The sequence below is a fragment of the Nostoc sp. genome (assembly GCF_036917355.1).
In the GTDB taxonomy this organism is placed as follows: Bacteria; Cyanobacteriota; Cyanobacteriia; order Cyanobacteriales; family Nostocaceae; genus Nostoc.
This window is the reverse complement of the sequence record NZ_JBALDP010000039.1, coordinates 73,727-87,364: the sequence shown is the minus strand read 5'-3', so window position 1 is coordinate 87,364 and position 13,638 is coordinate 73,727. Positions and strand designations below refer to the sequence as shown.

The 13,638-nt window shown below is 39.5% G+C and carries 9 protein-coding genes and 4 pseudogenes; 10 read left to right on the top strand and 3 right to left on the bottom strand.

Annotation, left to right across the window (positions count from 1 at the left end; all coding sequences use genetic code 11):
- Nucleotides 1–176: 176 nt before the first annotated feature.
- The 6 genes from glyQ to V7K53_RS11705 all read left to right on the top strand — a co-directional run bounded on the left by glyQ (nucleotide 177) and on the right by V7K53_RS11705 (nucleotide 6,831).
- Complete coding sequence (gene glyQ, locus V7K53_RS11730; protein WP_335197676.1) at nucleotides 177–1,076, top strand: glycine--tRNA ligase subunit alpha; 900 nt, start codon at nucleotides 177–179, stop codon at nucleotides 1,074–1,076.
- A gap of 448 nt (nucleotides 1,077–1,524) precedes the next feature.
- Entirely contained in the window at nucleotides 1,525–1,890 is a 366-nt protein-coding gene (locus V7K53_RS11725; RefSeq protein WP_335197674.1) for a helix-turn-helix domain-containing protein, read from the top strand.
- A 61-nt stretch (nucleotides 1,891–1,951) separates the two neighbouring features.
- Nucleotides 1,952–2,440, top strand: coding sequence for a transposase (locus V7K53_RS11720; protein WP_335197682.1), 489 nt, complete (start codon nucleotides 1,952–1,954; stop codon nucleotides 2,438–2,440).
- A gap of 146 nt (nucleotides 2,441–2,586) precedes the next feature.
- Nucleotides 2,587–4,941 carry a ComEC/Rec2 family competence protein gene (locus V7K53_RS11715; RefSeq protein ID WP_335197673.1) on the top strand — a complete coding sequence of 785 codons (2,355 nt, stop codon included), beginning with the start codon at nucleotides 2,587–2,589 and terminating at the stop codon, nucleotides 4,939–4,941.
- A gap of 46 nt (nucleotides 4,942–4,987) precedes the next feature.
- Entirely contained in the window at nucleotides 4,988–5,458 is a 471-nt protein-coding gene (locus tag V7K53_RS11710) for an NADAR family protein (protein WP_335197672.1), read from the top strand.
- Between the two features lie 347 nt (nucleotides 5,459–5,805).
- Nucleotides 5,806–6,831 (top strand): tetratricopeptide repeat protein, encoded by a 1,026-nt coding sequence (locus V7K53_RS11705; RefSeq protein WP_442940482.1) that lies wholly within the window; start codon nucleotides 5,806–5,808, stop codon nucleotides 6,829–6,831.
- Between the two features lie 27 nt (nucleotides 6,832–6,858).
- On the opposite strand, the gene V7K53_RS11700 is transcribed toward V7K53_RS11705, so the two are convergent.
- Nucleotides 6,859–7,557 carry a phosphoribosyltransferase gene (locus V7K53_RS11700; RefSeq protein ID WP_335197671.1) on the bottom strand — a complete coding sequence of 233 codons (699 nt, stop codon included), beginning with the start codon at nucleotides 7,555–7,557 and terminating at the stop codon, nucleotides 6,859–6,861.
- 191 nt (nucleotides 7,558–7,748) lie between these two features.
- On the opposite strand from V7K53_RS11700, the gene V7K53_RS11695 reads away from it, so the two are divergent.
- Complete coding sequence (locus tag V7K53_RS11695; protein WP_335197670.1) at nucleotides 7,749–8,429, top strand: uracil-DNA glycosylase; 681 nt, start codon at nucleotides 7,749–7,751, stop codon at nucleotides 8,427–8,429.
- 333 nt (nucleotides 8,430–8,762) lie between these two features.
- Here V7K53_RS11695 and V7K53_RS11690 read toward each other — a convergent pair whose 3' ends face one another.
- Nucleotides 8,763–11,192: a LuxR C-terminal-related transcriptional regulator gene (locus V7K53_RS11690; RefSeq protein WP_335197669.1), complete on the bottom strand. Its 2,430-nt coding sequence runs from the start codon at nucleotides 11,190–11,192 to the stop codon at nucleotides 8,763–8,765.
- 475 nt (nucleotides 11,193–11,667) lie between these two features.
- Between V7K53_RS11690 and V7K53_RS11685 the strand changes: the two are divergent.
- Both V7K53_RS11685 and V7K53_RS11680 read left to right on the top strand, forming a co-directional pair.
- A pseudogene (locus V7K53_RS11685) lies at nucleotides 11,668–11,853 on the top strand (transposase); the annotation flags it as partial.
- Between the two features lie 76 nt (nucleotides 11,854–11,929).
- Nucleotides 11,930–12,313, top strand: a pseudogene (locus tag V7K53_RS11680) (hypothetical protein); the annotation flags it as partial.
- Nucleotides 12,314–12,428: 115 nt separating this feature from the next.
- On the opposite strand, the pseudogene V7K53_RS34040 reads toward V7K53_RS11680, so the two are convergent.
- Nucleotides 12,429–13,191 (bottom strand): annotated as a pseudogene (locus V7K53_RS34040) (IS982 family transposase); the annotation flags it as partial.
- 193 nt (nucleotides 13,192–13,384) lie between these two features.
- On the opposite strand from V7K53_RS34040, the pseudogene V7K53_RS11665 reads away from it, so the two are divergent.
- Nucleotides 13,385–13,569 (top strand): annotated as a pseudogene (locus tag V7K53_RS11665) (IS982 family transposase); the annotation flags it as partial.
- Nucleotides 13,570–13,638 lie beyond the last annotated feature (69 nt).

Below are 13,638 nucleotides of genomic sequence, written 5' to 3'. Positions count from 1 at the left end.
TCGCTCTTTCGCGCTCCGCTTCAAGCACTTATTCAATATAGCGAACCCAATTCATTGTGTCAACTATTTTTCCCAAAATACTTTTGGACCGCTTCCGCATCTCCTGAAATTGCCCACAGTGCCGGGTTCTAGGCAACAATGGTTTATGCACTGTGTTAAGTAAGGATAGAACAAGCGTGAATTTTCAGTCGGTAATAAGTTTATTGCATAATTTTTGGGGCGATCGCGGTTGTCTTATTGCCCAGCCCTACGATATTGAAAAGGGGGCTGGTACTAAGAATCCCCAGACTTTTTTAAGAGCATTGGGGCCGGAACCTTGGTCTGTTGCTTACGTTGAGCCTTGTCGTCGTCCTACTGATGGACGCTATGGCGAAAACCCTAACCGTTTTCAACACTATTATCAGTACCAAGTTCTGATTAAGCCATCACCAGATAATATTCAGGAGATTTATCTTGATTCGTTAAGAGCTTTAGGTATTCGTCCTCAAGACCACGATATTCGGTTTGTAGAGGATAACTGGGAAGATGCAACTGTGGGAGCTTGGGGCACTGGGTGGGAAGTCTGGTTAGATGGGATGGAAGTTACTCAATTTACCTACTTCCAACAGTGTGGAGGAATTGATTGCCGTCCGGTGTCGATTGAAATTACATACGGGTTAGAGCGGCTGACAATGTATCTCCAGCAAGTAGAAGCATTTACTAAGATCCAGTGGACAGACAACATTACTTATGGCGATGTTTTCCTGCAAAGTGAGATTGAGCAGTGCACATACAACTTTGAAGCGTCAAATCCTGAGTTGCTACTGACATTATTTAATTTATATGAGCAGGAAGCTACCCAATTGACGGAGCGAGGATTGGTATTGCCTAGCTTAGATTATGTAATGAAGTGTTCGCACACATTCAATCTGCTGGATGCTAGAGGTGTGATTTCGGTGACGGAGAGAACTCGCTATATTGCTAGGATTCGGCATTTGGCTAGGAAGGTAGCTCATTTATATGTTGAGCAAAGGGAGAAGTTAGGTTTTCCGTTGCTCAAAGATGCTGTGAGTTCAACAGGAAGCCCAACATCCTAAAGGGTGCGTCTAGACGAACTAAGTACAGTTTAGTGTAAAATAATAGCATTTTAAACTGCAAAGGTACCCAGAGTCGTGCCAAATTTCATTTACTACGATTTTATGTTCTGTTTATTCTTGTGGCGCTGAGGTTTAAGCTAGGTATATCTTTTTGATGCAGCTTTTGCTAAAGGACAGAAATACGGTTAAATATTGAGTGTAGAACATTCAAGCTACAAGAATAAGGCCCGCCTGTGCGGGCTTTGTTTATATAAACTTGATGGACTATACTCACCACAAGCATAAAAATTTTTCGCTGCTGTTGATTAAAGAGATAAAAAGCTCACGCAGAGGTGCTCCAAGCACAGATAATAAGAGTTTGGAATATTTTATTTTTGAATTTACAGCAATTTTCAGGTAATTGAACTACAGACTCAGGTAAACTGAAGAGATAGCATTGTTTGAATAGATGCCAGTATCTTACTCAAAGGATTTGCGTGAGCGTGTGATTATGGCTTGGGAAGCAAAAGAAGGGTCTCAACGTCAGTTGGCGCAAAGATTTAAGGTCAGTTTGTCATTTGTGCGAAACCTACTGCGCCAGTATCGGACAAATGGCCAAGTCGAGGCGAAACAACGTGGAGGATACCAAAAGCCAATAATAATAAACGAGCATTTATCACTGATCCAGTCTTTGGTTGAGGAAAAAAATGATTTGTTACTGAGAGAATTATGCGATCGCTATGCAGAACGCACAGGGATTAGTGTGAGTATCACAACAATGCATCGTGCGATAGAAAAATTAGGCTTACGTGTAAAAAAAAAGTCTTTATACTAGTGAGCAAGATACCCCAAGAGTACAAGAGCTAAGACATGACTATCGTCGGTGGTTAGATAAAATTGATGTCAGAAATCTGATATTTGTCGATGAAGCGGGATTGAATTTATCAATGTCGCGCTTGTTTGCCAGAGCAGTCAATGGCGAAAGAGCAGTTGGAAATATACCAGGAAGTAAAGGTGGGAACGTTTCTTTGATTGGAGCTTTAAACCTTGATGGGCTGGTTGCAGCAATGACTGTACCCGGTAGTACAAATACTGATGTTTTTCTCACTTATGTAACTGAGGTCTTAGTACCTCAGTTATGGAAAGGAGCGATCGTGGCCATGGATAATCTCCGAGTTCATCATGCTGAACGTGTAAGAGTTGCAATTGAATCTGTTGGTGCAAAAGTCAAGTTTTTGCCTCCCTACTCTCCAGATTTATCTCCCATAGAACTGTGTTGGTCGAAACTAAGCAATTTCTCCGTTCCTGTGAGGCACGCACCATCGAATCACTCGACCAAGCAATGGCTCTTGCTGTCAATTATATTAACGAAGATGATGCCTTAGGTTGGTTCAATCACTGTGGTCTATTTACCTGAAAATTGCTGTAATAACCAAATTCAGTAACGCCGATTTTTCTTTATTGCTGCCCTATCTATATTTAATTAAACCATCAACAAATTCGGGTTGCCAGGTGCTTTTACAAAAATCTTATGATTCAAACCAGTGGTGTAATTATTTGTCTTGGCTACATTTTTGGGTTGCTGTTTACAGCAATTCCTTGGGGTGGTATGGGGATTTTGGTTGTGGGGATAGTGGGAGCAATTGTTTTTAGAAGACGCACCACACTACAGCAATTTGCTCAGAAACCAGAAAATACTGGAAGCAAAAATAAGGCAGTGCCTAATATTTGGCAAACTATTCCCCATCCTCGAATATGGCTAGCTGCTGGCTTGGTGGGATTATTAGCAACTTTATATTTTCAATGGCGAATGCCACAACCGGGTGCAAAAGATATTAGTCAGTTTGTCCCGCCTGGAAATAACAGCAATCAAGAACAACTTGTGATTGTACGCGGCGAAGTGGCGAGTAATCCCCGCTTAACTCGCAGTCAGCGAGGACAATTTTGGCTGGAAACGACTCAGTTAGATGAAGTTAAAAATGATAAAGGTTCAGCAGGTGTTCCACAAGGGGTTACAGGCAAATTGTATGTGACAGTCCCTATACTTCAGGCTACTGGGTTATACCCTAGTCAACAAATTGCCGTAACTGGGATTTTGTACAAACCAAAGGCGGCTTCCAACCCTGGTGGTTTCGATTTTCAGAAGTTTCTCAAGCAGGAAGGAACGTTTGCTGGTTTGATTGGGCGACAAATAAATGTTTTGGAGCCGGAACGTAAATGGGGATGGTGGCAAATTCGGGAGCGAATTGTGCGATCGCAAGTTCGTTGGTTGGGTATTCCTGAAGGGCCTCTTGTCAGCGCAATGGTTTTAGGCAGCAAAGCTGTTGATTTACCTTACGATATCCGCGACTTATTTGTACAAGCCGGATTAGCTCATGCTTTAGCGGCTTCTGGGTTCCAAACTTCTTTGATTTTGAGTGTAATTTTACAGTTAACGAGGCGAGCAAGAAAAGGAACGCAATTTACTCTTGGCTTTTTGGCTTTAATCATTTTTCTGAGTTTAACAGGGTTTCAACCTGCGGTTCTCAGAGCCGTAATTATGGGTTTTGCGGCATTAGTTGGTCTGCTCTTAAAAAGGAAGGTAAAACAGTTCGGATCGTTACTATTGGCAGCAACTATGCTATTAGTGTTCAATCCTTTATGGATTTGGGATTTAGGTTTTCAATTGAGTTTTTTAGCAACATTAGGATTAATTGTAACAGTACCTGCATTGGTCAATCGCCTAGCATGGCTACCACCTGCGATCGCTGCTTTGATTGCTGTTCCCCTAGCTGCAACTATTTGGACTTTACCTGTGCAACTTTTTGTCTTTGGAGTTGTACCATCTTATAGTCTGTTGTTGAATGTAGTTAGTACTCCATTAATTTCGATCATTAGTATAGGTGGAATTATCAGTGCGTTAGTAGGTTTAGTGTGGACTGAAGCAGGAAGCTTCCTAGCTGGGGTGTTACATTATCCTACTGATTGGCTAATTAAGCTAGTGGAATTTTTTAGCAAGTTACCTGGAAATTCTGTTGCTGTGGGCAGCATATCTACTTGGCAGCTTTTGGCGATTTATATACTAATTATATTGGTCTGGTTAGTGCGTTGGTGGCAAAGACGGTGGTGGTTTGCTAATATGATTGCGATTGGTTTAGTATTCATCCCACTTTGGCATTCTAAAAATACATTGTTTAGGATAACAGTCTTAGAATCGGGGACAGAACCAATTGTAGTCGTTCAAGATCGAGACACTGTAACTGTCATTAACAGTGGTGATGAAGGTACAGGACGTTTTACAATTTTACCGTTTTTACAACAGCAGGGTGTAAATCAAATAAATTGGGCGATCGCAACTGATTTTCAAGGTAATCAAAGCAATGCTTGGTTTGAATTAATGCAACGTTTACCAATCAATAATTTTTATGAATATTCACCCCAAACAGATAATTTTATTACAACTCAGGCTATTCAACAGGAACTACAAAAACATCAAGGAATTTATCAACCTTTGGGAGTTGGTCAATCTGTGAAAGCTGGTTCGATAGTAGCGCAGTTAATCAACGACCAATTACCAATTTTACAATTGCGAATTTTAGATCAAAATTGGTTATTAGTAGGTAATGTTAAATCTAAAGAGGTACAGCAACTAGTTAAAAATGGAAGTTTGCCTCGCCCGCAAGTGCTTTGGTGTGCCCCTGAGTCATTGAAAGATTTAGTTATTGCTCTACAACCACAAGTAGCGATCGCTTCTTCTGCCAACTTTGATCCAAAAACTTTATCTGAACTGAATCAAAATCAAACTAAACTGTTCTTTACAGGACGAGATGGGGCTATCCAATGGACTCCTAATGGTCAGTTTGAGGCGTTTATTGAATCAACAGAAAATAAATCATCTGTTTTATAAAATACTTATAAATTCAGTAAATTCAAAAAAAGTTGAATCAAATTTTATGACAATTTATTTTTATAGTACTCGTGAAGAGTATGGCTGTTTCTCTAACTTTTCGTCCCACGGCTTTGAATTAGATGGATTGTATTGGTCAACTAGCGAACACTACTTTCAGGCTCAAAAGTTTGTGGGTACACCTCATGTAGAACAAATCCGTCTAGTTAAAACACCTAAAGATGCAGCAAAAATGGGGCGTGAGAGAACGCGTCCCTTACGTCAAGATTGGGAACAGGTTAAAGATGACATCATGCGGCAAGCTGTGCTGTGCAAATTTCAAACTCATACAGATATTAGAGATATTTTACTTTCTACAAATAATGTAGAAATTGTTGAAAATTCACCTATCGATTTTTACTGGGGTTGCGGAGCCGATGGGAGTGGTAAAAATATGCTAGGAAAAATTTTAATGGAGGTGCGGGATATTCTGCACCATACATACAGAACGAATATTGGTAATAAAACTATTAAATAAGCTTGTCAAAAATTATTTTTTAATCGAACTAATCTAGATGTAAAAAATATGAATAGATAAGGAATATACACAATTGCAAATAATCTAAAACTACTATAGAGTGATTATTCTTGATCGGTGGCAATCTAAAAACCTCGATTAAAATTATATAGCGATCGCTATATAAACTCTCACATTTCCTAAACTTATGCTGTGGTAAACCAGACTGGTGAAAGATGCATCCTGGTTTTGGGAACACTAAATTTAGCACTAGACTTCACAAGAAGGAGTTGATGTCTAAAGGCGAATAGAATAACCAGATCGAAAATACAGTTCCCTTGCAATTACCCATAACATACCTAAAACCAGTGAAGCGTAATACAATTACCCATGAATTTGACTCTGGTTCACAAGCAGAAATAATACCTCCACAAGAAAGTGATGACCACTTGTCAGAAGCGTCCAAGCTACTACGGCAAGGAATTCAACAGCAGCAAGCCGGCGAATTAATAACGGCTATGAAATCTTTACAACAATCCTTGGGGCTGTTTCAGGCAGTTGGCGATTTAGAAAAACAGGCACAGGTACTTTCTTTTTTAGGATTGGTAACTTACAGCGCTGGAGACTACAAAGGTGCTATATCTTACTCCCAACAGTGTCTGTCTTTGCTCAATAACACCTCAGATTTAGCATTGCAAATGCAAGCTCTTTCCCATTTAGGGAATGCATACCGTCATCTGAATGACCATAAAAAGGCTATTGAGTTTCTAGAAAAATGTTTGAAAATAACGCAACAGTTGCAAGACAAACGTAGTCAAGTCGCAGCACTCAATAATTTGGGATTGGTGTATAAAGCTTTAGGTAACTTTACACAGGCTATTGAGTATCAACAGCAAAGTCTAGAGATTGTGCGGGAACTCAAAGATAATTGGGGCGAGGAACAGGTACTCAAGAATTTGGGTAATGCTTGGTATGCTTTGAACAATTACCCAAAAGCGATCGCCTATTATGAGCAATGTGTAGTACTATCACGCTCTTTAAAAAATGTTCGCAGTGCTTCTCAGGTGCTAAAGAATCTGGGCAATGCTTGTTATGCTTTAGGTGATTATACCAAAGCGATTAAGTATTATGAAGATCGGTTGCAATTAGCCAAAGAAATTCAAGACAAGCGTAGTGAGGAACAGTCTTTAAGTAGTTTAGGAGTTGCTTGTGAAGCTTTGGGTGACTATAACAAAGCAATTACATATTATGAAGAACGTTTGCTGTTAGCTAGAAATATCAAAGATCGTCGCAGTGAAGAACAAGCTCTTGCCAGTCTGAAAGTCGCTTGCTACGCCTTGGGTGATTATGCCAAAGCTATGCAATATCAGCAGGGAACATCTTCAAATAGTTAAAAAGTAAGATTGGAAAACAATTTAAAATTACTCGCACAGATCAATTCTCCCGATTGTTTTTTGTTGTTGAAGATATACGAGAACTTCTAATATATCTACTTGGGGAAATTCTGCGTAAAAATTACTCACACTCCAGAAGGGTTCGGGTGTTTCCAAGACTATTGTGCGATCGCCCCACTGTTCTAGCCAAGGTAGCAATTTTTGTGGCGCTACTGGAGTACATAGCCAAACTGCTGCTGGAGAAAGCGCTCTCATGGCAGTTGCTGCTACTGCTATTGTCATGCCTGTAGCAATGCCATCATCAACTAAGATGAGCGTAGCATTCTCTGCATTCACTTGCGGACAAGCAGGAATTAATCGAGCCTCAAGAGACTTAGCAAGGTTTATCGCTTTATTTAAAGCTATTTCTCGCCACCGCGCATCATGTTTAGAGCGAAATAGCTTTTGATCGACCCAAAGAACATTTCCAGAAGTAGTCACTGCACCAATTGCTAACTCTGGGTTTTCTGGATGGCTAATCTTTTTTGCCACAACAATTGTCAACGGACAATCTAAAAGACGTGCTATTGGTACTGCTACTGGTATACCCCCTCTTGGCAAAGCATAAACAATTGGTACAGGCTTTACCCCAGAATTAATAGTTTGCTGAGTCAAAACATCATGAATTACTCGCGCCAATAACTCACCTGCATGGGTACGATCGGCGAAAAGTGGGGTCTGTGACATGGTTTCCCCCAGCATCTTAGGACGGCACTGCTTTTATCATGACTGAATTTTGTCTCAAATTAGCTGATACAATAAGATTTGTATAAATAATTAAGTATTCAGCAAAAGTTTATTGTTCTGATAAATATCCGCCCAAACGGCTATTTAACTCAGATATAACAGCTGGCGCTGATGCCAAAATCCTGATTTTCATGAGCAGCGAAACCCAACTCAGCCTCTTCGACGACTCAACTTTTAACCAACGAGAACTGATTCCTACAGACGCGAAAATTCCGATCGCTCCCGGAACTTATTCTGACATAACAGAGTTGACACAGCATTGCGATCGCTGCCACCGTTGTGCATTGGGAGACACTCGCACTCATGCTGTTGTCGGACGTGGCAATCTCAAAGCACCAATTATGGTTGTGGGAGAAGCGCCAGGTCAAAATGAAGATGAAACGGGTTTACCATTTGTAGGCAGATCGGGACAATTGCTGGAGAAAATTTTGGCATCAGTAAATCTGACTACTGAGCATGATGTATATATTGCCAATATCAATAAATGTCGCCCACCAGATAATAGAGTTCCCACTCCTGTAGAAGTGGCGGCTTGTCTACCCTACCTACTAGAACAAATTCGCTTAGTTGATCCCAAAATAATTTTGTTAACGGGTGCAACTGCTGTCAAAGGGATCACTGGCGATAAGCGAGGAATTACGAAAATTCGCGGACAGTGGCTGGAGTGGGAAGGGCGTTTATGTATGCCAATTTTTCATCCTTCTTACTTGCTGCGTAACCCTTCTAAAGAAAGAGGTGCGCCAAAATGGTTGATGTGGCAGGATATCCAGGCAGTACGTGCCAAGTTAGACGAAATTCAAAATGACAGCTAATGTGATAAATTTGCTCAAAATATATAGCAATGCATATCGGATTTAACTAATTGCGATCGCTTTATTTTAATTCAGGTGGAAGCGATCGCATTTGTGTTCAACGCTAACTTTACTAAATCTGGCTAAAGAATTTATTTTTTGGAATTTCATAAGTAATTAAAGATTCCCAAAGACATAGGCAAAGTAATACCAAGAAAACCTATTGACCAATTTATTTAAAATGTAAGTTTTATCATACTGTCAATTTTGTATTATTGTTGTAGTATAAAATTATGTCTTCTTTAGTAGTGGAACGATAAAACCTATATTTTAATTTACCTATATTTAATACTTTTAACTATTATTCATTGCCTTTTGTACTTTTTCTACTTGCTTAGGTGCTTGTATCTGATCAAACAGTTGAATTGCTTTATCAAAGCTTTCTTGACTTTCATAGATTTCACCCATCTTTTGATAAGTCAACCCTAATTGATAAGAAGTTTCAGCAAGATCATATTTAGCACCAATTTGCTTTAGGGTATTTACTGCTTCTTTATGATAATTGAGAGCTGTTTTAAAATCTCCTTGTTTTCTATATAGCTCTGCTAAACCACTTAGCGCTTTACTTTTATCCTGGGCAAATTGATTTTCTTCAGAATATGAAATGACTTTACGGTAAATGATGTCGGATTTTTCAATTTCTCCTAAGTTTTTGTATGTAAGAGCTAAGTAAATGAGTCTTCCTTCATTTATCCATGAAGGAAACTCATTTTCTGGTAGTTTATTGTATAGTTGGTCAGCTATAGCTCTCGCATCTTGAGAATGACCTAAACAGTAATTTAAAAATGCAAGATAAAATAAGGCAGATGGCGCATACTTGTTATAATCTAATCCGTGACAAAGCTTTTTCATTTGAGCGAAAGTATTGACGGCTTCTTCTAATTCCCAAAGACCTATTTGACAAATACCTTTAGTTAATAAGGAGTTTATTTCAATTAATTTGAGTTTTTTTTGAGTTTCTTTATCAATTTGATTAAAATCGGAAGTTAAGGATTGAAGCGCTATTTTTTGGGATTGTTCACAATATGTGATAGCTTGGTGAATATCACCGGACAGCCAACTTATAGCCCCTAAAGTATGAATAAGTTTGGCTAGTCGATAATCTGATCGAAGCTTACCTGATATACTAGTTATGGCATCAGTCATCGGTTGCAAAAGACCTCGTTTGTAAAATGATCGCCCCAGAGACTCATTAGTTCCCCACATATTATTTCTCTGTTCTATGATGACATCTGCGGCCTTTTCAAAGTCTTCAATTGTTACCCAATGATAGTGAGCTTCTAAAGCAGTTAATGCTTCTTTTGTGTCTTGAACTATTTTTACTCTTTTTGTAAAAAACTTAGCGGACTGATAGTTTGCTTTTCGCCAGTCTTGACTTAGCTTTAGCCGACTAATTGCTTCTGCTCTGATAAAAGGGTGCAGCCAGTATTCACCATTACAGTATTCAATTTTATTGCAGAATTTAACCGAGGGACGCTGCTGAAACTCGACTAAAGAGCGATCGCGCAAATCATTGACTACCCGCAAATGTTGTGACTCAGGTACGTCCCACAATAAATCTAAAAGCCCAATAGTACATACTGATGGAACAACTTGATAACGATAGCATCCCAAGCGGCATAAAAGGTTATAAGCTTCAGGATAAGTTTTTTGGAGACGGTCGAACTGCTCCTTGATTAGGTTTTCTACATCCGGTTCGACTAGTACACTCTTATTTTGCTGCCAATAAGTAGCTAAATTCCCTTTAAAGTATCTCTGAATCGGATAGCAGAGAATTTTCATCACTAAGGCATTTCCACCAAACGCTTTGTGCATTTGAGCAAAAGCGTCAGTATTTGTATTGATACCACGGTTGTTAAAATACTCTCGCCATGCGTGTTCGCTTAAACTTGGTAGCGGATAGTTAAAAAATTCTACATTTTCATGCAAAGGTTCGCGACTGGTAATGAGCGTTACTGACTGAACTTCAGAGTCAGCCAAGACTCGCAGCAATTCTACATAATGGCGGTGATGTTGTATAAATCTGCCCGCCTTATCAAGTGCAGGTTCTAGATTATCAATTAATACACCCATTGCCTGAGTTCTAAGCTTATGCTTCAGCCGCTCTAGTGATACCATAAACTCGCGTCCAGGCTCCTCGCCTAGCTGCCGCAGTCGCTCTTCAACCAAACTCTCGACGGTAGCAATATCTTGGATTTCTTTAGCAATTGGAAATTCAATCAAAAAGTCAAATTTTTTCTTGAGATACTTCTTAGCCAAAGTTGTCTTACCAACACCACCAGGACTTTGGATGACAATGACCTTTTTACCTGCACTTACTAGTTCGTCCAGGTCAGCGATCGCTTCTTCTCGTCCAACAAAATTTGGATCTGACTCAGTTTTTGGGAGTGTCAGTTCTGGTTTTATACTACTTGCATCAGTTTTTGGGAGTGTCAGTTCTGGTTTTGTAGTATTTGCAGAAGCATTACTCCTAATCCACTCAGGCATATATTGAGCAAACAGAGCCATCAAATCACTACGTTTTGAGCGGCGTTCATCTGGGAACTGATTTTTCAAGTTAAACGCTTTACAAATGGTTGAAATGTGTTGCCTTACTGTTTCTTCAGTAATACTCAAGGATAGGGCAATATCTTCATCTGTTTCGCCAGCTAAAAACCTCTTCAAGACTTCTTGCCGTCTTGGAGTTAATTGTTGAAACCCTTTGTCAAATTCCCCTCTAGTCATATTTATATGCTAGTTAAAAACATCTTCACAAGTGTTTATGAAAAGCAATTTAGTAAAGACTCACACTTGTGCAATCGGTGTTTATGAAAATAGTGCAAAGATGAAATTACTTAGCAGAGTATAAACAAAGTAATTACTTAACAAAAAATTCAGTTAAGTTACTCAAAATCATCGAGGTATGAAGTAATGAGTCGTTTTGAGAAAATTTCTCTAATCATAGCCATCATAGGTCTTTGCCTAGAATTAGCTCATTTCTATATTCAGCCCAACGAGTTGTGTCAATCGTCGGAAAGGGAATCAGTAACAACACATATACGTATATTACTAGCTAAACGCGAAGCCAGATAAGCTAAAAGCGATCCCCTCAAGAATCAGCTTTTGGTTCAGAGAGGCTTATTTTCCAAAACAAGACAACAGATTCAAACCTTGAAACCCTGATTAAATCTGACTTTATTAATTAACCTGAGTTCGGGATATCGGTTTGGCAGACTCAACCAGCTTGAAGGTCTGCCATAATCGTCGAATTTCAAGGAATAAGGTGTTTAAGGATTTTGCTGCTAGAGGTAAGACTTCCGTCGATTGGTTCTTTGGGTTTAAGTTGCACATTGTAGTTAACGAACTCGGTGAAATTCTAAATGTGATTTTGACCCGTGGTAAAATAACGTGAGTTCGACGGATAGAAAAGCCCAAAAAGCTTGCTATGTATAGAATTTGCTTAACTGGGCAGGTGAAGTGCGATGCCTGCGGCGGGCTACGCCTACGCTACGATTGATTTAGAATCAGCAAAAAAGTCACAAAAAAATGCCGCGCAAATTTTCTGCGATGTAGATGATTTCTGTAACCAATGGGAAAATCTATGGCAGCAAGTACGACAGTTACCATCCATAAAAGGAGAGCGCCGCAGCAAATCAAAAATGCATTTATTAGAAATGCATTTATCAGAGGTGATGACAATTGCAATCGCATTTCATGGTAGTGGTTATAAGACTTTCAAGGAGTTTTACACGTTGCACGTACTATCAAGTTGGTGTGGAGCGTTTCCCAACTTGGTGAGCTATACCAGATTTGTGGAACTGATGCCTTCTCTTCGAGACGCTACGCGAAGGTGTTTGATGTTGTTGTAAGGGCGTCGTAGTGTATTTAACTTTTTAGTCAACTTGATGACTGGTTTGGCTGCTTACACCTATCTGCCCAAAAAACCTTCGATTGACATTTACCCAAAAGATTTGCCTGCACTACCTCCTGCCATTTTTTAGTTCCGTCGAACTCACGTTCAATTACCGCCCGTTTGCGTAAAAGAATTTTATCAATCAGTTTTACCAAACGGTTTTTCATCTTCTTTTTAGATTTAGTAACTAACTCTAAACCTCGTTTGTATAACTCTTCAAATAGTTTTTGCGAGATATATCCTCTATCTCCAAAAAGTTTACCAATTAAGTCACGAGTCATATCTGGGACTGGTTTACGGTCATCAACATTTGCCAGAGTTAGTTTGAATGCCAGCAATTCTCCTTTGTCGTTTATAATCAAATGAAGTTTAAACCCAAAGTGCCAACGAAGGTGAATTTTTCCCCCATTTCACTAACCCTTTAAAAACTTTATGGGCATGAGAGCGACAATTGTGACACACATCTATCGGCGTGGAATCAATAAAACTAATCCCTGTAATTTCTCAATAACGTGTATGCAAAAAACAACACAATAACATTAAACACCAGGGCATGAGTTCTACAAATCTTGTGTAACTGACCAAATTTGGAAACGCTCCACGCCAGCTTTGTAGTACGTGCAACGTGTAGAACTCCTTAAAAGTCTTATAACCACTACCATGAAATGCAATTACGATTATCATCACTTCTGATAAATGCATTCTTGAGTAACTGCGGCGCTCTCCTTTGGTGGATGGTAACTGTGGTACTTGTTGCCACAAGTTCTCCCACTGGTTACAAAAATCATCTACGTCACAGAAGATTTGTTCTATATCCAGGCGAGATACAATGGTAGACTAAGCCCTGACCCTGATTTTTCTTAGATATTTTTAGTCTCGGCGTTTTTTTGTGCCTTTTTTACTCATTCTCAATTAATCTTAGCGTAGGCGTAGCCCGCCGCAGGCATCGCACTTCGTCTATCCAGTTAAGCAAATTCTTATCTAGCAAGCTTTTTGGGCTGTTCTATCCGTCGAACTCACGTTAATTGAGTCTGTCAATGACCATCTCAAAAATATGTGTCAAATAGAACACTCTCGGCAACGCAACGTGTGTTTAACTTTTTGGTCAATTTGATGGCTGGTTTGGCTGCTTACACGTACTTGCCCAAAAAACCGTCGATTGATATTTACCCAAAAGATTTGCCTGCACTACCTCCTGCCATTTTTTAGTTCTGTCGAACTCACGTTATTTTAATTGAATATGACGACTTGCTCGTCGCTAGGGGTAAAACTGAAGCT

What these genes read in the sequence shown, in the direction of transcription:
- V7K53_RS11715 (WP_335197673.1), top strand. Translation starts at nt 2,587, where the DNA reads ATGATTCAAACCAGTGGTGTAATTATTTGTCTTGGCTACATTTTTGGG.
- V7K53_RS11690 (WP_335197669.1), bottom strand. Translation starts at nt 11,192, where the DNA reads ATGACTAGAGGGGAATTTGACAAAGGGTTTCAACAATTAACTCCAAGA.
- V7K53_RS11710 (WP_335197672.1), top strand. Translation starts at nt 4,988, where the DNA reads ATGACAATTTATTTTTATAGTACTCGTGAAGAGTATGGCTGTTTCTCT.
- V7K53_RS11695 (WP_335197670.1), top strand. Translation starts at nt 7,749, where the DNA reads ATGAGCAGCGAAACCCAACTCAGCCTCTTCGACGACTCAACTTTTAAC.
- V7K53_RS11700 (WP_335197671.1), bottom strand. Translation starts at nt 7,557, where the DNA reads ATGTCACAGACCCCACTTTTCGCCGATCGTACCCATGCAGGTGAGTTA.
- V7K53_RS11725 (WP_335197674.1), top strand. Translation starts at nt 1,525, where the DNA reads ATGCCAGTATCTTACTCAAAGGATTTGCGTGAGCGTGTGATTATGGCT.